Origin of the sequence: Agromyces sp. H66 (assembly GCF_004959775.1) — a bacterium.
In the GTDB taxonomy this organism is placed as follows: domain Bacteria; phylum Actinomycetota; class Actinomycetes; order Actinomycetales; family Microbacteriaceae; genus Agromyces.
The window spans coordinates 336,976-357,380 of record NZ_SJZG01000004.1 but is presented as its reverse complement, the minus strand read 5'-3'; the positions used below and the strand labels follow the sequence as shown (position 1 = coordinate 357,380).

At 66.4% G+C, this 20,405-nt stretch carries 17 protein-coding genes; 8 read left to right on the top strand and 9 right to left on the bottom strand.

The window, feature by feature from the left end:
* Position 1 precedes the first annotated feature (1 nt).
* The 5 genes from EZM51_RS09805 to EZM51_RS09785 are packed head-to-tail and all read right to left on the bottom strand — an operon-like array spanning position 2 to position 4,805.
* Entirely contained in the window at positions 2-877 is an 876-nt protein-coding gene (locus tag EZM51_RS09805) for a polysaccharide deacetylase (protein WP_136708061.1), read from the bottom strand.
* Between the two features lie 8 nt (positions 878-885).
* Positions 886-2,271, bottom strand: coding sequence for an MFS transporter (locus tag EZM51_RS09800; RefSeq protein ID WP_136708060.1), 1,386 nt, complete (start codon positions 2,269-2,271; stop codon positions 886-888).
* 49 nt (positions 2,272-2,320) lie between these two features.
* Entirely contained in the window at positions 2,321-3,580 is a 1,260-nt protein-coding gene (locus EZM51_RS09795; RefSeq protein ID WP_136708059.1) for an amidase family protein, read from the bottom strand.
* On the bottom strand, positions 3,577-4,197 hold the full coding sequence (locus tag EZM51_RS09790; protein WP_136708058.1) for a flavin reductase family protein: 621 nt from the start codon (positions 4,195-4,197) through the stop codon (positions 3,577-3,579). The genes EZM51_RS09795 and EZM51_RS09790 overlap by 4 nt, the downstream gene beginning before the upstream one ends.
* Positions 4,194-4,805, bottom strand: coding sequence for an urea carboxylase-associated family protein (locus EZM51_RS09785; protein WP_136708057.1), 612 nt, complete (start codon positions 4,803-4,805; stop codon positions 4,194-4,196). The genes EZM51_RS09790 and EZM51_RS09785 overlap by 4 nt, the downstream gene beginning before the upstream one ends.
* Before the next feature lie 157 nt (positions 4,806-4,962).
* Here EZM51_RS09785 and EZM51_RS09780 point away from each other — a divergent pair, with 157 nt between their 5' ends.
* Entirely contained in the window at positions 4,963-5,961 is a 999-nt protein-coding gene (locus tag EZM51_RS09780; protein WP_248305563.1) for a LacI family DNA-binding transcriptional regulator, read from the top strand.
* A gap of 955 nt (positions 5,962-6,916) precedes the next feature.
* Here EZM51_RS09780 and EZM51_RS09770 read toward each other — a convergent pair.
* Entirely contained in the window at positions 6,917-7,315 is a 399-nt protein-coding gene (locus EZM51_RS09770) for a helix-turn-helix transcriptional regulator (protein ID WP_136708055.1), read from the bottom strand.
* 312 nt (positions 7,316-7,627) lie between these two features.
* Here EZM51_RS09770 and EZM51_RS09765 point away from each other — a divergent pair, with 312 nt between their 5' ends.
* Complete coding sequence (locus EZM51_RS09765) at positions 7,628-8,638, top strand: hypothetical protein (RefSeq protein ID WP_136708054.1); 1,011 nt, start codon at positions 7,628-7,630, stop codon at positions 8,636-8,638.
* 464 nt (positions 8,639-9,102) lie between these two features.
* Here EZM51_RS09765 and EZM51_RS20535 read toward each other — a convergent pair whose 3' ends face one another.
* The 3 genes from EZM51_RS20535 to EZM51_RS09755 all read right to left on the bottom strand — a co-directional run bounded on the left by EZM51_RS20535 (position 9,103) and on the right by EZM51_RS09755 (position 12,458).
* Positions 9,103-10,176 (bottom strand): hypothetical protein, encoded by a 1,074-nt coding sequence (locus tag EZM51_RS20535; RefSeq protein ID WP_169053837.1) that lies wholly within the window; start codon positions 10,174-10,176, stop codon positions 9,103-9,105.
* A 66-nt stretch (positions 10,177-10,242) separates the two neighbouring features.
* Positions 10,243-11,790: an ABC transporter permease gene (locus EZM51_RS09760; protein WP_136708053.1), complete on the bottom strand. Its 1,548-nt coding sequence runs from the start codon at positions 11,788-11,790 to the stop codon at positions 10,243-10,245.
* Positions 11,787-12,458, bottom strand: coding sequence for an ABC transporter ATP-binding protein (locus EZM51_RS09755; RefSeq protein ID WP_136708052.1), 672 nt, complete (start codon positions 12,456-12,458; stop codon positions 11,787-11,789). Before EZM51_RS09755 ends, EZM51_RS09760 begins: the two co-directional genes overlap by 4 nt.
* A gap of 548 nt (positions 12,459-13,006) precedes the next feature.
* Between EZM51_RS09755 and EZM51_RS09745 the strand changes: the two genes are divergently transcribed.
* From EZM51_RS09745 to EZM51_RS09720, 6 genes are all read left to right on the top strand, one after another.
* Positions 13,007-13,453, top strand: coding sequence for a DUF6153 family protein (locus EZM51_RS09745; protein ID WP_136708050.1), 447 nt, complete (start codon positions 13,007-13,009; stop codon positions 13,451-13,453).
* A 122-nt stretch (positions 13,454-13,575) separates the two neighbouring features.
* Positions 13,576-14,190 carry a DUF305 domain-containing protein gene (locus tag EZM51_RS09740; RefSeq protein WP_136708049.1) on the top strand — a complete coding sequence of 205 codons (615 nt, stop codon included), beginning with the start codon at positions 13,576-13,578 and terminating at the stop codon, positions 14,188-14,190.
* A 74-nt stretch (positions 14,191-14,264) separates the two neighbouring features.
* Complete coding sequence (locus tag EZM51_RS09735; RefSeq protein WP_248305562.1) at positions 14,265-15,212, top strand: F510_1955 family glycosylhydrolase; 948 nt, start codon at positions 14,265-14,267, stop codon at positions 15,210-15,212.
* A gap of 87 nt (positions 15,213-15,299) precedes the next feature.
* Positions 15,300-17,777 carry a heavy metal translocating P-type ATPase gene (locus EZM51_RS09730; protein ID WP_136708048.1) on the top strand — a complete coding sequence of 826 codons (2,478 nt, stop codon included), beginning with the start codon at positions 15,300-15,302 and terminating at the stop codon, positions 17,775-17,777.
* Between the two features lie 78 nt (positions 17,778-17,855).
* The gene (locus tag EZM51_RS09725; protein WP_136708047.1) at positions 17,856-18,275 is read left to right on the top strand and encodes a universal stress protein; all 420 of its coding nucleotides are present in this window, start codon (positions 17,856-17,858) and stop codon (positions 18,273-18,275) included.
* A 147-nt stretch (positions 18,276-18,422) separates the two neighbouring features.
* Entirely contained in the window at positions 18,423-20,366 is a 1,944-nt protein-coding gene (locus EZM51_RS09720; protein ID WP_136708046.1) for a hypothetical protein, read from the top strand.
* Positions 20,367-20,405 lie beyond the last annotated feature (39 nt).

Below are 20,405 nucleotides of genomic sequence, written 5' to 3'. Positions count from 1 at the left end.
CTCAGTCCGGGAACGGATATGCCGACGTGTCGACGATCAGGCGCTCCTCGGGCAGCTCTCGCAGCGTCGTGTCCTCGAGCGCATCGGCTGCGATCTCGCGACAGGTGGCGAAGCGGTTGCCGCGTTCCAATCCGTACTCGATCAACGATCGCAGCGCGACCGTGCGGCTCGGACGTCCGGTCAGGAACGGGTGCGAGGTCAGGTTGAACAGCCCACCGAACTCGCGCATCGCATCGAGCTCCAGCTTCCACATCTCCAGGACCTTCGCCGGCGACTCGATGGCGCTCCCGATCACCGGCGCAGGCAGGAACGCGTACTGCTCCCAATCGTCCAGCGACCAGTGCACGGGGAGCTCCGCAAGCGGCCGCTGACCCTCGGCGACGAGGCGGTAGGGCTTGTCGTCACCCATCAGGGATGAGTCATAGGTGAGGCCGAACTCGCGGATCAGTCTCGGCGTGTTCGTCGTCGCCTCCCACATCGCCGCGCGATGACCCGACAACTCGATGCCCTGCGATTGGAACACCTCGAATGCACGCTCGAAGTCCTCGCGCTCCTCGGCGGGCGTGAGTTCGGTCGCCGACCGGTGGCTGTACGAATGGTGCGCCACCTCATGGCCTCGCTCCACGATGCTCGGTGCGAGCGATGGCCGCACCTCTGCGACCCAACCGGGAACGAAGAACGTCGCCGCCACCCCGACCTGATCGAGCATGTCGAGCAGGCGCGGCACCCCCACGTCGGGGCCGAATGCCTGATGCGACATCGTCATCGCATGGGTGGCGAATCGTCGCCCTTCGGCCAGGACGGGCGTTTCGGCATCGATATCGAAGGTGATGGTGGCCGCGGACGGGTGTCCGCGCAACCAGCTCTGTGTCGACATGCTGCTCCTCACTTGATTGTTGCTGGGGCTCGGGTCGATGCTGTGGCAACCGCGTCATCCGAACGACGGGCGATGGCCAGGGGACGCGCGCCCAGGATCAGCACGCCGGAGAGCACGAGGCCGACCGCACCCACGGCGAGGGCCGCGATTGAGAAGGGAATCGCGACCGCGGTGAGCCCCGTGAGCAGGAGCCCGCCGATGATCGCACCCGGCTGGCTCATCGCGTAGGCGAACGCGCTGCCGGTCCCGCGGCAGTCGGCGTCGAAGCATTCGGTCTGGAAGAACATGAGCGCGGCGTACGGCCCGAGCATCAGGAACAGCCCGGCCATGTACGCCGTGAGCACGAAGATCGGATCGTTCGGCCCCAGCAGGAGCGCCGCGAACGCCGCACCGGACGCCATCCACCCGACCGCGATCACGCGCTTGCGCCCCCAACGGTCACCGGCCCAGCCGAAGAAGATGTAGCCGGCGGCGCCGACGACGTTGGACGCGATCACCAGTACCAGGGTCGTCGCGGCGTCGAGCCCCTTCCCCGTCTCCAGGACGGTCGTGCCGAGCACCGAGAACACCTGCAGGCCGAAGTAGTTGAACACCCACGCGAGCGACAGGAAGACCGTGTTCCGCAGGTGTGCTCCTCGGAAGATGTTGGCGAACGGCGCCCGCGACGGCTGTTCGAGTCCTGCTGAGGCGAGCAACTCCCGCGCCTCGGCTTGTGCGCCCGCTTTCGCCTGTCGTCGCGCCTCCTGCATGATCTCGAACTGGGGGCTCTCAAGGAGCCGCCTGCAGAGCAGCGCTGTGAGGATCGCGGGGATCGTCGCGAGCAGGAATGCGATGCGCCAGCTGTCGGGGCCCCAGATGGCCGTGACGCCCGCGACGAATGCCGCCGCCACCAGCGCTCCCACCGGCCATCCAGCCTGGACGAACGAATAGACGAACCCCTTGTTTCGGCGAACGCGCTCGCTCGCCGACTGCGAGTAGAGCTCATTCAGATACGTGGCATTGATGGATGACTCGGCGAGCCCCACGCCGCTCACGGACCGAACGGCCACGAGTGCCGCCACCCCGTTCACGGCCGCCGTTGCCGCCGAGGATGCTGCGGTGCCGCCGATCGACAGCATCATTCCCCGCCGCCGGCCGAATCGATCCACCAATGGACCGATCGCCAGCACCATGATGCCGGTGCCGATGCTCACCAGCGTGGAGACCAGCAGGGCGAAGCTCGTGTCCCAACCGAACGACTCCTGGATGCGCGGGAGCAGGGTGCCGAACAGGATGAAATCGTAGACGGCGATCGTCCAGGCCAGGAAGGCGATACCGGTGGCGACTCGGGTCTCCCGTTTCGATACGGTCCGCAGCCGTGGGTTCAGCGGCGGTGCGGCGTTTTTCGTTGTCATCTCATTTCTCCTTTGAATGGTGATGCGGTGATCGGGGTACGTGCCGGGACTAGATGTCTTCGACGAGCGCGGCAGCGTGGAGGACGTGGTGGTCTCCCCCCGCGCGGCCGGAGATCTGGATGGTCGACTCCCGGCCGTCGGAACGGACTCGTGGCACGACCACGCTCGGAGCATCGAGGTAGCTGAGCACCATGGTCAGGCCCAGCGCTCGGAGGTTGAGCGCGTCGTGGGCCGGGTGGGACTCGCTCGCCTGATGGAGCCTCGGTGCGTCGATCTCGGTCGGCGGACTCACGAGGAGCGCGTCACCGAGCTCTCCGCGGTATCGAGCTCGCAGCGGCGCCATCGCTTCGTAGAGAGGCGCCGGGGATCGATCGCGCCTGCGGGATCGCGCGCGCTCCAGCCTCCGCCTCACGGCCGGGCCGAACCGGTCTGGATCTCGGGCAAGGTGCGGCCCGAAGGCGGCGAGCGCCTCCGCCTCGACGATCGGCAGGTGTCGCTCATGCAGCTCTCGGACGGCATCGAGGGAGGTGAACCGTCGCTGTGCGACACGCAGACCGAGCGACCGGAGGCGTTCGACGTCCTGATGGAACCGTTCGAGCACACGTGGATCGCAGGACGCCAGGTATTCGTCGTGCGGGATGGCGAATGTCGGAGCGCTCGATGCTTCGGCCCCATCTGAGTCTCCGGAAAGGACCCGGTCGACGGCCGCAAGGCGGCTGACCCGGTCGGCGATGATACCGACGGTGTCGAGGGTCGGCGCCAACCCGAGCATCCCGGTGCGCGAGTACCTCCCGATGCTGGGGCGGAACCCGGCGACACCCGCCCAGGCCGCGGGAATCCGCGCCGAACCCGACGTGTCGCTCGCCAACGCGATCGGCACGATGCCCGCTCGAACCGCTGCGGCCGAGCCCGACGATGAGCCGCCGATGAGGTACTCGCGCCCCTCCCGTCGGATCGTCGGCGTGCCGAACCGGTCGTTGACGCCGAGTCCCGAGTACGCGAGCTCGCTCATCGTGGTCTTGCCGATGCACACGGCTCCCGCGTCGGAGAGGCGACGAACCGCCTCGGCGTCCTCTCGGGCCGGCGGGCGGTGATCGAACAGCTGTGACGCTCCCGTCGTGCGGGTCCCCCGGACATCGAAGACGTCCTTCACGGCGAACGGCACTCCGGCGAGCGGGCCGATGCTGCCTGCCGCACGCTCGGCATCCCGTTGAGCGCGGCCCGCCACCACCCGGAGGAATGCCTCGCGCGCACGTCCGGCACGCTCGAGCGTCTCATCGATCGCCCGACCCTCGATCGTCGTGGTCATCGCAGCGCTCCCGTGCACCGCTGAGCGCGTCGACGGACCTGCGGCAGGTCGATGCGGGCGGAGTCCGTGAACGTGGAGCCGATCCGGCCGAGGGGACGTATCGCCTCGGGGGTGATCCGATCGCGTACGGCCATCACGCGCTCGTCGACCCGAGCCGCCACGACGCGCGCGAACACCAGCGTCTCGTACCCCATTCGCCGGGTCTCGACCAGCACGCACTCGAACACGGCGATGCAGTCGTCGACCACCGGGACGTCGACGACGTGCGCGTCGGTCGTCGGAAGCGAGAGGTCCGCCAGCTCGTCGAAGGTCGCCTCGCTCTCCTCGGCGGTTCGGGCGACCTCCGCGATCCGATCGACATCGACGATGTGCACGACCAACTGACCGGTGGCCATGACGTTGGCCAGGGTGTCCTTCGGAGTTCCGTCCGCTCGGGGCTCGATCGCGATCATGAGCACGAGCGGGTCCGTCGAGGCGATCGTGAAGAAGCTGAACGGAGCGAGGTTTCGCGTGCCATCGAGGCTCATCGAACTGACCCACGCGATCGGTCGCGGCGCTACCGCCCACGAGAGCATGGTGAAGCGCTCGGATCGCTCGAGGTGATCGATGGCGATCATCGTGCGCCTTCGGCTGCGCCCACGACCTCGTATGCGACGCCGGTCGGCACGCGTCCCGGGCCATTGGTCGGTGCGAGGTCCTGTGGGCACGCGGAGAGCACGACGATCACATCCTCCAGTGCGGTGAATCGCACGCGGTCGCCCGGCTTCGAGACCGGCGGCTGGATGGAGACGGATCCGTCGGCCGCGATCGGGACGCGCATGAAGAGGTTGAGCGGCTGCGGGACGAACGGAAGCGGCTCGATGTCGGCCGCTGCGAGGGCCTCGAAGTAGTTGTCACGGCAGTTGTCGTGATACCCCTCTACGCCCAGTTCTCGATAGCGGGCGATGTCACAGCTCGGGATGAGGAGATCGTGTTCGCCGCTGCTCGTGTCCTCGTCGAACGCGAGCAGCGGGCGCCGAGCGGTGTCCGACAGTTCGTCGCCGGCTCGGATCGAGAGCCGTCCGGTCCGCATCCAGGTGTGCGGAGCGGAAACGAATCGGGATGCGTCGTGGGCGTCCAACGCCCACATGTCGACGACCTGCTGCCCGTGGGTGTTTGTCACCGTCAGCTGCTGACCCGCGGCCACGGGTACCGCAACCCCGGTGCGCGCTGAGAGATACGCCATGTCGAAACCTCGTCTTCGTAATCACACAAACGTTTGTGTGCGGGTGAAGGCGACGGTACCCAAACGATTGGGCTATTGTCAAGAGGGTGATCGGAACTCCCTGCCGCAGGAAGCGGTCCTCGCGATGACGCGACCGAAGGCGCCTACGCTGCAGACGGTGGCATCCGCCGTCGGCGTCGATGTCTCGACGGTCTCCCGAGTCCTCAACAGCGCGGCCGACGAGCGGGAGCGGTGGGCGAGCGCGGAAACCGTGGCTCGGATCCTCGTCACCGCCGCGGAGCTCGGCTACCGGCGGAATCCTCATGGCGCCAGCCTGCGCACGGCCCGCTCGCTGCAGGTCGGCGTGATCGTGCCGCGCCTGCAGGACTTCGTCCTGGCGACGATCTTCGAGGGCATCGACGAAGCGGCATCCGAGCACGGCTACGCCGCCTTCGTCACCAATTCGCTCGACGACCCCGCCCAGCGCGAGGCGCGTGTCGCCCAGCTGCTCGATCGCCGCGTCGACGGCATCATCCTCTGCGACGCACGCCGGGAGGATCCGCTCCTCCGGAAGCTCGCCGCGCAGCGTGTCCCCTTCGTGCTCGCCTCGCGCACCTCCGACACGTATCCGGGAGCCTTCGCCGACGACGCGCAGGGCGGCCACCTCGCCGCCGAGCACCTCGCGGCCAACGGGTACACCGATGTCGCCGTGATCGCGGGACCCGACTACGCCTCGACGGCGAATCTCCGCATCGAGGGCTTCCGCGCCGGACTGGAGGCGCACGGTCTCTCGCTCCCCGAACACCGACTCGTGCGGACCGGGTTCGACGCCGCCGCCGGTCGCGCCGGCGTGGATCAGCTCCTTGCACAGGGGCCCGCGCCCGATGCGATCTTCGCCACCAACGACTTCGCCGCCATCGGCGCCATCGGCGGCCTCCGGGAGCACGGACTCCGGGTCCCCGAGGACGTGGGCATCGTCGGCTACAACGACACGCCGCTGGCGGCGAGTCTCCCCGTGCCGATGACGACGATCCGCTCGCCCATGCTGGACGTGGGCCGAACGGCGTTCGGCCTGCTCGAATCCGTGATCGCCGGCGGACATCCGACGTCCGTGGCCTTGACGCCGACGCTGATCGTGCGCGAGTCGACGATGAGCAGCGCGCCAACCCCGGCCTGAAGCAGTCCCCTCACAGAACACGAAAAGACCCGCGAATTCTCGCGGGTCTTGCGCTGGGGTACCTGGACTCGAACCAAGAACAACTGAAGTGGATCTCGGCCGGGCGACCCGTGCCTTCGAGGGGCGGAGTCCCGCGGATTTCCGCGGATCTCATGTCCACTAGTCTACGTGCTGCTACGGATGAGTGCGGGCCGAATCTGGTGCCCCGACGCAGTTCTCGGAGCGTTCCTGGTCATCGCCGCGGATATCCTGCATGCGGCAACCGCGCCGCTAAACGCGGCCGTGCCCGATCGCCCGGGTTGCGTAGCCTACGACTGCACAGAGAGCGCCCACCCTGAGCGTTCACCGAACCTGAGAGTTGTCTGGTAGTTACCTGTACACTGACTACCACAAGGCGGCTCGCCTCCCGACCTCGACCATCGAGTTCGGCCCTCGTGTAGGTAAGGAGCATGACAGGATGTCCCCCGACAAGCGCGCACGCCAGCACGCTCGCCCCAGACGGACTACTCTAGCGCCCTTCGAACCTGCACGTAGCCGAAGCTCAAGCGATGACCCGCACTCCATCGTCTTCTTCCAGCGTCATGCGGATGACGACGCTAGCCGCGACGCCCCAGGTCGCCGGATGCTGAACGGCTTTCCGACTGGGGTGCGAGCTCAGGCCCGAGCTTCTCTCGCCGCTGTCGCGGAGGCTCCCCCGAAGCGATTCGCTGGCGGTGGGTACTGGGAAGCGATGCACGGCGAGATGACCGGTTGGTTTGAGCTACGCATCGACGGTCCAGGTAGGACTCACTATCGGTTGTTCTGCCTGCTCGATTACGAAGCGATCGGTGTAGATCGGCCGCTTCTCGTGGTCATCGACGGACGCGTGAAGGTCTTCCGTAGCACACTGTCCGCGGCCGACTATGAGGCTGTCCGGCAACTCGGCGAGGAGTACCGCTCGAGGAACCCCCGCTCGCTATACGAGGGTGGTCGCCCCTAGGCGGGAAACCAACCCGCTCGGATCCGCGGTAGCTCCGTCGAGGAGCGGCCGCGTGGTAGTTGCGAGTCCCTCCTGGTCGAGTGGTTCGAGGGTGATACGCATCCCGAGAGCCGCGGCGATCTCGGCAAGAGTACCAAGAGTCGGATTCGAGCGAGTCGCACTAAAGAGTCGCCGCAGGGAGGCGGGGTCAGCGTTGATAGCCCGCGCGAGTTCTGCCTTCGAGATGCCGGCTTCCACGCGCACGTCATCCAGTTCGTTGATGATCGTGTCAGTCGTCGTGATCCGAACCCAGCTCGACACGTACTCGCGAAGGAACTCAGGGTCCTTCAGGTCTTCGCGAAGGTCTTCCCAGAAGACTTCGGTTGCGCGGCTCATGATGGCTCCTCGTGATGATGCATCTATGCAACACTAAACGTTGCACGGATGCAACACATTCCACCCCCGTGTGGGCAGGTCGAGGAACTCTCTCTGAGTCCCCCGGCGTGTCCGGAGACTAGATCCCTCAACCGTTTCGACCACTCCCACCCGATCGAGGACTCTTGCGCCGACCCAGCACTCTGGATCCTGTCGCTGGCGTCGTCGCGCCCGTCGTGTTGTGGATCGCTTGACGCGCGCTCGAGCGGCCTCGGGCCGCCTTCGTCGAGTGGATGCTCGGCTAGATCTAGCGTGTGCGCTACAACTTGAGCTATGGCGAAGTCGTCCAACATGCCCACTCCCAACGAGCCGCTCCTGCGCTCCGGCATCAACTTCACCAATCGCGCGGAGATGAAGTATGCCCGGGCAGTACACCTCGCCAATGAGCTCCGCGGCCGAATTGATGAGTGGTCGGCCTCGGAAAGCCTGCTGGCTGAGCTGCATCAGGTCGACGAGCACGCTGTGGAGTTCCGGATCGTTGCTAAGGCGCCGCCACCAGTCGACGAGTGGTCGCTCATTCTGGGCGACACCTTGCACAACCTTCGTGGCGTTCTTGATGCCGTCGTCTGGGGGCTCGCGACACTAGACGGCGCGGAACCGACGAAGCCCGGCAGGGTGGCCTTCGTCATTACCCAGAACCAAGCAGAGTGGGACCAGCAGGTCAAGAATCTGGAATCGGTCCCGGCGGTGTACCTCGAACGTCTTCGCCGCCTACAGCCCTGGGTGGACGGAGTCGCGCGTGAGGACAGTCTCCTCTGGTTGCTCCACCGCCTCGATATCCTCGACAAGCATCGCGGCCTGATCTCCGGGAAGCTCCGTCTCGAGCGAGTCGGCACCGGAAGCCTCGATCTCAAAATGGAGCCAGCGGAGACGGCGTCTGGTTCAGATCTTGTTTATGAGATGCAGCGCGCGCCGGTTGAAATCCAGAACGGCGTGATGGCCTTGCGGATTCGAAGCGCCACCCACACACTGCATCCCGATCCAGGTCAACTCGCGACTCTGACGCCCGGATTCTCGGTAGTGAGCGACGACGGGCGGGAGTTCATCCTCGCAGAGTTCCTCGGCGGCGTCATCAGTCGGACACGGGAGTGGCTCGACCGCCTAATGGGCGGCGACGCTTTCGCCCTGGCGCAGAAGGAGTCGCGGCAATCCGCCGGTGCGACTGCCGTTTCCGGATATCTCGACGAGAGCGGCAAGGTGCGAATTCTCAAGGCCTCATTCAAAGATGAGACACCTCTCCCCGGGCCACCGGGGCTCGAAGTCACGGTCGACGAGCTCCCCTAGAGACCGACACAGCTCTGCCAATTGCGTTGGCGCACGGCGTAGCACACGGGAGGACTGCAGCATGAGTTGGTGACGGCCGGTCCCTCTTACCCGAGCTCCAAGGGGATCTCAAGCGCACGCCTCTACCCGCGGACCGGACGTCACCCGCATCTAGGATCCAGGATGCGGAAGCCATGATTATCGCGAGCGAGACCCACCAACCCTGCCGCATGGATAATCTCGTCCATGAGCGAATCGATCGTCACGCCCGGCGCTGACGTATTCACTGTGCGCGGACGCGGCACGGTCGTCGACGTACGGCCACTCCCTCCGGCAAGTTGGTCTTCGGTATCGAAGACACAAACGGGGAAGTGAGGTTCTTCACCGAGAGGGCTCTTCGTCTCGCGCCGAGCTAGGTACCCGTTCCGACGCCAGTGCATCGGGGTGGAGATAGTGGCAAGCCGCGCGGTGTCGCGGGCCACGCCTCACGAGGCTATAAGCAGTTCGGGAAGGTCTTCGAGGCGCGTGGTGATGCGGGCCTTCAAGTGCCGCTGGTGACGCGCCAAGATTGAGCCCCACTTCTTCTCGGTCACGACGACATCGCAATACGCGGCTGCCGGAGCAAGTCCGGCCAAGTCGCCCAGATCGCCCAGCTCCCACTTGAATCGCTCGTTCTCGTGTGCCGACATCCTCATTCTCGTCAGCACAGCCTTGGAGGGCATTGCGTACACGATCGCCTCGACATCGTCACGAGACTCGGGGACCACCGCCGGAAGGCCGTATCCTGCAGCGAGCTCGTTGACCACTTTCAAAGCGTGAGTTCCCTCCTCATACATCACGATGTCCCGGCCACGCTGCGGAGAGTGTCCAGCCGCTGAAACGCGCGCCGTGATCGCCCGCTCGCCGTCGAGTTGCGCATGGTTCCACTTCTCGGACGGCCGCCCGATCCCGTTTGACGGCAGTCTCTCCGGCGGCCCCATGATCAGACCCTCCTCGAAGAAGCTGTCAACCGCGTCCCGTCCATACGTGGCGACTGCCCGCCGCTCGACCTCGGGCGACGAGAAATAGCTGATCCGCGGGCTTCCGAAGGCATGCCTCAGCCCAATCCCAAAGACTCGAGGCTCGGGGGGCGCCGGCAGAGAGTGCCACTGGGCGAGAGCGATCACGGCTTCTGGTCGCAACAGCTCATTGATTCCGCACATCGAGTGACTTCGCGATACCTGGTGCATCACCATGCCGAGTTCTTGCCGAGAGCGCGGATCCCCGCGCTTGAGCGTCTCCTCATAGTGAGCCGCCGAAAGCGGAAACGAAGCGATGCCGTTCTCACTCGAATACAAGACGAGATCGTAGACATCTCGTCGAGACTGCGAGGTGTCGACACCCATCGCCACGCGAGCAAGCGTGACCCAATGCAGCTGGTCGAGGTAGATGCGCTTCATATCGATCAACAGCACTATGCACCCAAGCGCCGACACTCCTGCCTCGAGTCGCTGCAGGTCGATGTAATGGCGGGCGTGCTCGATCGTCGTGATGCATCCGCGGTAGCGCAGCAGTCGCACGGTGGTCGTCTTTCCGGAACGGGGCGCCAGTGAGCACGTACCAGCTGGTCTTGCGCCGACCCGTCTTCACGTCGCCGCGGCTGGATGGCGTTCGCCGTGCGCATGCCTCGGGTGTGCCCTGTGGTGTTCCACGCGTGTGCGGGCGGTGAAGACGAGCGTGACGATGAGGGTAAGTCCCAGCACCCAGGCCAGCCCGATCAGCAGGCCTTCCGTCTCATCGAAGGTCTTGGTGAGGCCGGCGTCGATCAGGAGCCGGTAGGGTCCGTATCCGGGGAGGAGGACCGCGGGCCCGGGTGGCTCCAGCCTGAGCATGGGGCTCTGGGTGATGCCGAGGTCGAGGAATGGCACCACGAATGCGATGAGCACCCCGCTCACGCGGTCGAGGAGGAAACCCAGACACATCCCGAACAGCCCGTACACCACACCCAGCAGCAGGATGCCGCCGATGAACGCCCCCCACTGCTCGGCCTGAAACACCATCGCCGTGACCGCGAGCGATGCGGCGGAGGTGACCAGCACGGCGACGCCGACCTCTGCGAATCGACTCGTCAGGAGGGCTGAGCGGTGCACGCCGGCCAGGACCAGCCTGCGATCCCCATCGCGATTGTTGAGCGCGATGAAGAGGCCGGCGACGGTGGCGAGTGATGCGACCGCGATCGGTGCCATCGTTCCTGCATGCGTGTCCGGGAGCCAGTACCGTAGGTCGACGTCGCGTCCGTCGTCGATCACGCGCATCACGGAGAACTGCTCCTCGGTGATCAGCTTCGACAGCCAGATGAAGATGATCGGTACCGTGACCAGCAGCACCCAGAGGGCTGCGTTCCGTCGGTACTGCCGAAAGCCCAGTCGGAAGCCGGTGGTCGCCTGCCGCAGCCAGCCGGGCCGGCGCTGGGGATGCGAGCGCCGGCCCGTTCGGGTGGCACGAGCCAGCAGCAGCCAGCTGCCGATGAGCGATGCCGCGACCCAGACGAGGGCGAGGCCAAGGTCGCCGAGCCTACCGCCGTGCCCGGACGGGAGGTCGACCATCCAGAGGGTGATGAAGTGGGTCGGCATCCACCGGGTGAGCTCGACCCGGTCGGGCGAGGTGAGCGCGGGACCGAAGAACACGTCGAGGATCCAGATCAGCAGGATGACGACGGTGCCGTTGACCGGGTCGCGGACGACCGCGCCGACCGCTGCCCCGATCCCGACGTACACCACGGCGAACATCAGGGTTCCGGCAATGACGCGGAGCGGGTCATCCACCTCGCCGCGAAGGAACAACGTGCCCAGCGCCGCCGCCGACACGAACGCCGCGATCGCCAGCCCCGTCGAGATGCGGGCGCCGACGAGCACCGGGACGCGGACCCCCGCGAGGACCAGTCGGCGATCGGCCGACCGCGCCTGTCGGGTCTGGAAGTACATCGCCAGAGCGGCGAGGAACGCGGCGGCCCAGCCCGTCGTCGCGATTTCCACGGCCAGACCGGTCCCGCCGAGGAGCTCTGCGGCATCCGCCATCGGCTCGGCCGCGACCAGCACGAACACGACCGGTACCAGTACGAGCACCAGGAGGTTTACCGGGTTCCGGCCGTACTCGAGGAGGAACCGGCGCGTGAGCACGGCATACGCCGTCACTTGGGGACCGCCTTGCCGTTTCGCAGTTGGACGATGCGGTCGAACCGCTGCTCGTCAGCGATGAAGTGGCTGATCACCACGACTGCACGGCCAGACTCCCGGCGTCGTGCCATCAGCTCCCAGAACCGCACGTAGGTGTCCCAGTCGAACCCGGCGTACGGTTCGTCGAGCATGAGGATGTCGGGATCGGCGAGCATCGCCAGCGCGAGGTTCAGCTTCGCCAGCGTGCCGCCCGAGAGACGATCCGTTCGGGTGCGTGCGTACCTGGCGAAGTCGAGTTCCTCGTACAGCTGAGCCTGAGCCTGCCGCCGCTCCTCTCCGGTCATCCGATACGCCACACCGAACAGCTCGAAATGCTCGTCACAGGTCAGGCGCTCGAACACCACGGGCCGCTGCGGGCAGTACCCCAGTGACCCATCGAGCTGCACGTCGCCGGCATCCGGTCGGAGCAGACCGACTAAGACCTGCATCAGCGTCGACTTGCCCGAGCCGTTCTCCCCCACCAGACCCAGCACCTCGCCACGATGGAGGACGATGCCCGCACCGTCGAGGACTTGGTTGCGTCGACGCCACGGCCACACTCCTTGGCGATACGCCTTGCTGATGCCGGTCGCCTCCAACAGCGCGGGCCGCGTGTCACCGACGCCGGACTTGCTGACGGCACTCATCGCTCGGGCCTCCCTACACGCCGCGGATCGTTCGAACATCGGCGCGCGTCGCGACCAGCGAACACCCGTGGGCCGTCGTGGGGTGGGCCTTATGGCCCACGCTGTGCCAGCGCTTGCTGGGAAGGTTCGCACAAAAGCGGTACGCAAATACCCCTTGGGGGTATTATGATTCCCGACGGGCACCCGGACAAACTTCTTTCTGGATGCCCGGGCTGTTGATGATGATTCGTCGAAAGGAACGCAATGGCGGCACCACATTCCGGGCATTCGCACAACGATGATGACGAGGGTCTGCACACGGGCCACACCCATCGACACGAGCCCGAACCTGGAGCGAAGCGCCTCGTGCGATGCCCTGTCATGCCGGACAACCTGGTGAATGTCGAAGCGGCTGAGGCAAAGGGCCTGTTCCGCGATTACGAAGATCGACGGTACTGGTTCTGCTGCGCTGACTGCCCGCCCCTGTGGGACGAAGCGCCCGCCCGTTACGCGAATGCAGCGGCGGCCCGAAGTCAGCTGCAATAGTCTGGAGCAGGAGAGGAGGACGGATGTCGACGATCCGAGTGCTGGTTCGCTCACGTTCGCAGGCCGGACGCCTCATCCTGTCCTTGCTCGCCGCGATTGGCGTGATCGTGGGCCTGTTGGCCATGCACACGATCAGTTCACAGGGCCCCGCGCACGGCCACAGCACTGAGGCATCAACCGGACAGCAGGTCGAAGAGTCCTCCATCGGCGCGGTCCCCGTGTGGGCAGCGATCGATGCCGAGCCATGCGGTGACAGTTGCGCGTCCCCGTCTCACGGACCCGACCACTCGATGCTCATGGTGACGTGCGTTTTGGCCCTGCTCGTCGTGCTGATCGTTCTTGCGCCGCCCTCCATGCTGGCGAAACTGGCCTCGGCATTGGCACTGTGGCGTCGGTACGCGATCGTCCTCGGGCGGGTCGCGCGGCCACGTCCACCCTCATTGTCGTTGCTGTCCATCAGTCGGACCTGATTCATCACTGCGGATTCAGCTACGTCCGCAACGATCGCCGGCCTGCCTTGGCGACTTGATTGCCCAGGGCTCGCCTGCGTCGAATCAACCCGCATTCGACTGAACACAAGGGACTCGACTCAATGAGAATTCGCACGTTCGCGCTCGCTTCGGCGGCCTTGACCACGGCGCTGGTGCTCGCCGGCTGCACCCCGGCCGGAGATGACTCCGACGCTGGAAGCATGCCGGGAATGGACCAGAGCGCGACCCCCATGATGCCGACCGAATCGTCCGCCGACGCCAACACGACGGACCAGATGTTCGTGCAGATGATGATTCCCCATCACGAGCAAGCAATCGAGATGGCCGACTCGATCCTCGAGAAGGACGGCGTCGACCAGCGCGTCCTCGACCTCGCCCAGCAGATCAAGGACGCCCAGGGCCCCGAGATCGAGACCATGAACAACTGGCTCGACGACTGGGGCGTGGAGGCGACCGCCGGTCAAATGGATGGCATGGACATGGGCGACGGCATGATGTCCGACGACGACATGGCCGCCCTGGAGTCCGCCACCGGGAACGAGGCAGCACGCCTGTTCCTCGAGCAGATGATCGTCCACCACCAAGGAGCCATCACGATGGCCGAGTCAGAGGTGAACAACGGGCAGAATCCCGACGTGATCGATCTGGCGCAACAGGTCATCGACGGCCAGACCGCCGAGATCACAACAATGCAGGAGCTGCTCGGCCAGTTGTGACGAGCCGGGCGGGGACCGCACCCCCCGGTCCCCGCCCTTCCAGTCGCGCGGACTGGACGCTCACCGTCAGTCTCATGCCCGGAGTTCAGACACATGATTTCTCGATACCCGAACATCGCCGCCACCGTATTGCTGGCGACCGCCGTCGTGCTGGCGACCGTCAGCGTCATCCTGATGGAGACCCTGATATGAAGCCCGCCATCGCCGCCGCCGCTCTCGGCACGTCCTCACTCCTGGTGCTCGCAGGCTGTGCCGCAAATGTCCCGGCCGAACGGCCGACCGCTTCGCCGCAGCACATCCACGCCATCGCGGCGACCCCTGCCTCCGACGACATCCTCTTGGCTACCCACGAGGGCATCTGGATCGTTGACGACACGGGTTCGCTGACCGGGCCGCTCGGCGATTTCGACTTCGATGGCATGGGATTCACGATCACCGACGACGCCTGGTTCGCGTCCGGGCATCCCGGTGCCACAACCCCGGCTGAGCTCGGATCGCCCAACCTCGGCATCATCCGAAGTGACGACGAGGGCCAGTCGTGGGAGCCGGTCGCGTTCACCGGTCAGGAGGACTTCCACGTGCTCGAAGGGGCAGCGGACGGCACGCTCTACGGCATCGGCTCGAGCTCGACCGCGCTGCGTACCAGCACCGACGACGGTCGCTCCTGGTCGGTCGGTGCCGAGATCGAGGCTGTGAGTCTCGCGGCGACGTCCGACGGCCGACTCTTTGCCGCGACGCAGGGTGGGGTGTTGCTCAGCCAGAACGCCGGTGTCAGCTTCGACCCCGTTCCGGACGCGCCGACCCTGTACCTCCTCGATGCCGTCGGTGATGTGCTCGTCGGAGCCGGGATCGACGGCAACCTCTGGCGGATGACGGATGCCGGGCAGTGGGAGCAGCTCGCAGCGACCGACGGCTCTGCGACCGCTGTCGCCGCGACAGAAAGCGGCGCCCTCGTGGTCGACGAGCGCGGCGTCGTACGTTTCGACGGCGAACAAACCATCGTCGTGCTCCCGGCCGGGTGAGGGAGCAGGCTATGAGCGTGGGTGCAGCGAGAGCGTCAGACGCTGGCGCAGACGGTAGCCGATTCGACAGCGTGACAAGGAGCAGTCATGAATGAACACGCCACCACGGTCGTGCTCGAAGTTTCCGGTGTGCAATGGGCGTCCTCCAAGTCCGTCGCCGAGGCCCACCTGTCACGTCAACCTGGCGTCATCGGCGTCGAGGCGAACCCGGTAGCACAAACGGCCAACGTCACGTACGACCCGAACGTCACCTCGTTGACCGAACTCAGGAAATGGGTGCGCGACTGCGGATACCACTGCGCGGGCCAATCGGTGCCGGATCACATCTGCGATCCCGCCGATGAGCGACCCGTCACGCTCGTTTCGGAAAGCGATCATCACCAACACGCCGCAACCGGGCTCGCCACCGAGACCCGGCCTGATTCCACCGACACCCGCCCGGCTGCGGCTCCGGCTCCGGCGGAACCGCACACCGGTCACGCGCATCCACCTGCCGCCACGCGAACCGCCCAGGAGACGATGGGACACGGTGGCCACGCCGGCATGACCATGGACGCCATGGTGCGCGACATGCGCAACCGCTTCCTGGTCGCCCTGATCCTGTCCATCCCCATCACGCTGTACTCGCCGATCGGCCGCGAGGTGATCGGCTTCAACGTGCCGACGCCATTCGGACTGCGTGATGACGTATTCGCGCTCATCCTGTCGCTGCCGGTGATCTTCTACTCGGCGTGGATCTTCTTCGACGGCGCATGGCGCGCGCTGCGCGCCCGGACGCTGGACATGATGGTGCTCGTCGCGGTCGGCGTCGGCGCAGGATGGCTCTACAGCCTCGTGGTGACCCTCACCGGGGGCGGTGAGGTGTTCTACGAGGCCGCCACGGTGCTCGCCACCTTCGTGCTGCTCGGGCACTGGGTCGAGATGCGGGCACGCGGCGGAGCCAATGATGCCATCCGGCGACTGCTGGAACTGGCACCGCCCCGCGCGGTGGTGATCCGCGACGGTCAGGAGGTCGAGGTGCCCACGGCGGAGGTCCTCCCGGGCGACCTCATGTTGGTGAGGCCGGGTGCGAAGGTTCCCACCGACGGGCAGGTGGAGGACGGTGAGTCTGAGGTCGACGAGTCAATGGTCACTGGCGAGAGCCTGCCCGTCGAGAAGGCACCCGGTGCCGAGGTCATCGGTGCGACGGTCAACACCGTGGGCACGCTGCGGGTGCGCGCGACGAAGGTCGGCGCCGACACCGCCTTGGCGCAGATCGTGGCGCTCGTGCAGGAGGCGCAGAATTCCAAGGCTCCCGGGCAGCGACTGGCCGACCGGGCAGCCTTCTGGCTGGTGCTCGTCGCCCTCATCGGCGGCACCGGCACGTTCATCGTCTGGCTGCTTGCCGGGGCGACCGTGCCGGCGGCGATCCTGTTCGCCATCACGGTGGTGGTGATCACCTGCCCCGACGCCCTCGGTCTGGCCACCCCGACCGCGATCATGGTCGGCACCGGCCTCGGTGCCAAGCGAGGCGTGCTGTTCAAGAACGCCACCGGCATCGAGACCGCCGCCCGCATCGACGCGGTCGTGCTCGACAAGACGGGCACGCTCACGAAGGGCGAGCCCGAGGTGACCGACTACATCCCGGTCGGCGGCGACGAGACGGAGCTACTCTCCTACGTCGCAGCGGCGGAACGGGAGTCGGAGCATCCGCTGGCCCGTGCAGTGGTCGCCTATGCCGACGCCCGCGGCGCCTCGCGACGCACCGCGTCCGCGTTCCGCAACGTCACCGGGCAAGGCGCGGTCGCGACCGTCGACGGGCGCACCGTGGTGCTCGGCAACGCTCGGCTGATGGCCGCCGAGGGTGTCGACTTCAGCCCGGTCCGCGACGAACAGTCACGGCTGGCCTCGAGCGGCCGCACTGCGATCATGTTCGCGGTCGACGGTGCGATCGCGGGCGTCATCGCGCTCGCGGACGCACCACGGGAGACAGCGAAAGCGGCCATCGACGCCCTTCACGAGGCAGGGATCGAGGTCGTCATGCTCACCGGGGACAACCAGCCGACCGCCGAGCGTATCGCCGGCCTGCTGGGTATCGATACCGTCATCGCCGAGGTGCTCCCGGAAGACAAGAGTGCCCGGATCGCCGACCTGCAGCAGGCTGGGAAGAAGGTCGCGATGGTCGGCGATGGCGTCAACGACGCTCCCGCCTTGGCGCAGGCCGATCTGGGCATCGCGATCGGCGCCGGCACGGATGTCGCGATCGAGACTGCGGATGTCGTGCTCATGCGCTCCGACCCCATGGATGTCGCGGTCGCCCTTCGCATCGGCAAGGGAACGCTGCGCAAGATGCGGCAGAACCTGGGCTGGGCGATCGGGTACAACGCGATCGCCCTGCCGATCGCGGCCGGGGTGTTCTACCCCGCGTTCGGGATCATGCTCAGCCCTGAGATCGCGGCGATCAGCATGTCGGGATCGAGCGTCATCGTCGCGGTCAACGCCCTGCTCCTCAAGCGATTGGAGCTTCCGCCACAGCTCCCCACCGTCGCCGACCAGAGCCCAGCAACTCCGCAACCGGTTCACTGACTCCGAAAGGGCGGCAGATGAATGGGTGCAACCGAACCAGCACGGACAGGTAGCGGAGACACGGGGAAGGACATTGAGATGAAGCGAATCATCGTCGGCGTCGACGGCTCGAAGCTCTCGCAGCGCGCGCTCGAGTGGGCGATCGCCGAGGCGCGACTGCGGGGCGCTCGCCTGCATCTGATCACCGCGTGGGACTACCCGCCGGTCACCGCGGGCATGGAGGGCACGCTCGACGTCAGCGAGATCGAGTCGGGGGCGAAGCGCCTGCAGGCCACAGTCCTTGAGCGATGCCCGCACGACGAGGTCGAGGTGACGACCGAGGTCGCACACGGAGGCGCGGCTCGGATCCTGATCGATGCCTCGACGAATGCGGACCTCGTCGTCGTGGGCTCACGGGGCCATGGCGGCTTCGCGGGGCTGTTGCTCGGCTCGGTCTCGAACCAGGTGGTACACCACGCCGCCTGCAGCGTCGTGGTCGTGCGTGGCCCAGTTCGGTGAACCCCGGAGGATCTGGGCGAAAGACCATATGTTAGCCCCCCGCCGACGTAACCGCCAGACGCTGGAGGCGCACCCGCGGCCGGTCTAGTCTCTGCCCGTCTGACGACTGTCAGGCGTCACACCATGACACGAAATCGGAGAACGACGATGCAACGACGCGCGTCACTCATCACGGCTGCGGTCTGCGCCTTGGGGCTCACGATGCTCGGGGTCAGCGCACCGGCAGCGGCCGATCCAGACGGCCAGCACGGAACCGACGAGGGGCATCTCCTCGGTGAAGGCGAATGGGGCAAGATCGCCCTGGAGGCCGTGGTCGACCTCACCGACACCCCCGACCTGATCGCGGATGTCACCGTCTCTCCCGACGGCAACACCGCCTACCTCGCGAACTGGGGAGAGCCGGACTGCGCCGGCCCAGAAACGGGCGGCCAGAACAGCCCCGATGCCGGCGCGTACATCGTCGACATCTCTGGCATCGACACCGAGGAGGAATTCACCCCAGAGCTGATCGGCTTCATCCCGTCCCACCAGGACACGCGTCCCGGCGAGGGAATGCAGGTCATCGAGCTCACCACGCAGTACTTCACCGGCGACGTCCTCCTCATGAACAACGAGGCGTGCGGCAAGAACGCCAAGGGCGGCGTCTCCCTCTACGACGTCACTGACCCAAGCAACCCGAAGAAGCTCTCCACGAACTTCGGCGACCGGGAGCCGGGCTCGAGCGACACGAACGAGATCCACAGTGCGTTCGCATGGGACACCGGTGACCGCGCCTACGTGGTGCTGACCGACAACGAGGAGTCGACCGATGTCGACATCTTCGACATCACCAAGCCGAACCGGCCTCGGCTCGTCGCCGAGTACGACCTCAACGACTTCGACGTCAACCAGCCGGAGCTCGGCCTGACCGATTCGTTCCTCCACGACATGGTCGTGAAGCAGTTCGGCGACCAGTGGATCATGCTGCTCTCGTACTGGGACGGCGGGTACGTGCTCCTGGACGTGACCGATCCGGCGAACGCCGTGTTCATCGGCGACACCGAGTTCGCCGAGGTCGACCCCGAACTCCTGGAGTCGCTCGGTGTCTCGCTCACTCCCGAAGGGAACGGGCACCAGGCGGAGTTCACCATCGACGGCGGGCTCTTCATCGGCACCGATGAGGACTTCGCCCCGTACCGTACCGATGCGCTGAACATCACGACGGGCGAGTTCGCGGGCGAGTACGAGTCGGTGATCGTGCCCGGCGGGCAGCCGCCGGCCATTCTCGACGACCTGACGCTCAGTGGTCCGGTGGTCTATGGCGGGTACGGATGCCCCGACTCGGCCGCGATCCCGAGCCCCGAGGATGTCCCCGGATACCTCGACCTGCTGCAGCCGGGCGATGAGACGATCATCGTGCTCCAGCGCGGCCCGACCGGCGACCCGAGTGCGCCCGAGGAGGCCTGCTTCCCCGGTGAGAAGGCCCACGAGGCCGCCCTGGCAGGGTGGGACGCGGTGCTGTTCGTGCAGCGGCATGTTGACCCGGATACGGCGTTCTGCGGATCCGGTGCCTTCGTCGACGAGATCGTCGCGGTCTGCACGACCCACGAGGCGTTCCACAAGCTGTTCGGCCTCGACCCCGTCGAGGGGCCGTGGACGTACCCCGAGGACATCGCGATCGGCACGATCGGTGAGCGCATCGAGGTGGGCTCGATCTTCGACGGATGGGGCTACGTGCACCTCTTCGACACCGAGACGCTCGAAGAGCGCGACACCTACGCCATCGATGAGGCGCACGACCCGGACTTCGCATTCGGCTATGGCGACCTTTCGGTGCACGAGGTGGCCGTGGATCCGCAGGACCCGTCGCTCGCCTACCTGTCGTACTACTCGGGCGGCCTTCGTGCCATCCAGATCATGTGCGACGGCGTGCCGTACGATCCTGAGGTCCACGTCGACACCAGCGGGTGCGAGCTCGTGGAGGTGGGCGGCTACCTCGACGAGCACGGCAACGACTTCTGGGGCGTCGAGACCTTCGTCGGTGAGGACGGCATGACCTACATCCTCGCCAGCGACCGTGACAGCGGCCTCTGGATCTTCGTCGACCCGTGATCGCCTGATCTAGTCAGGAAGGGGGCGGGCAACCGCCCC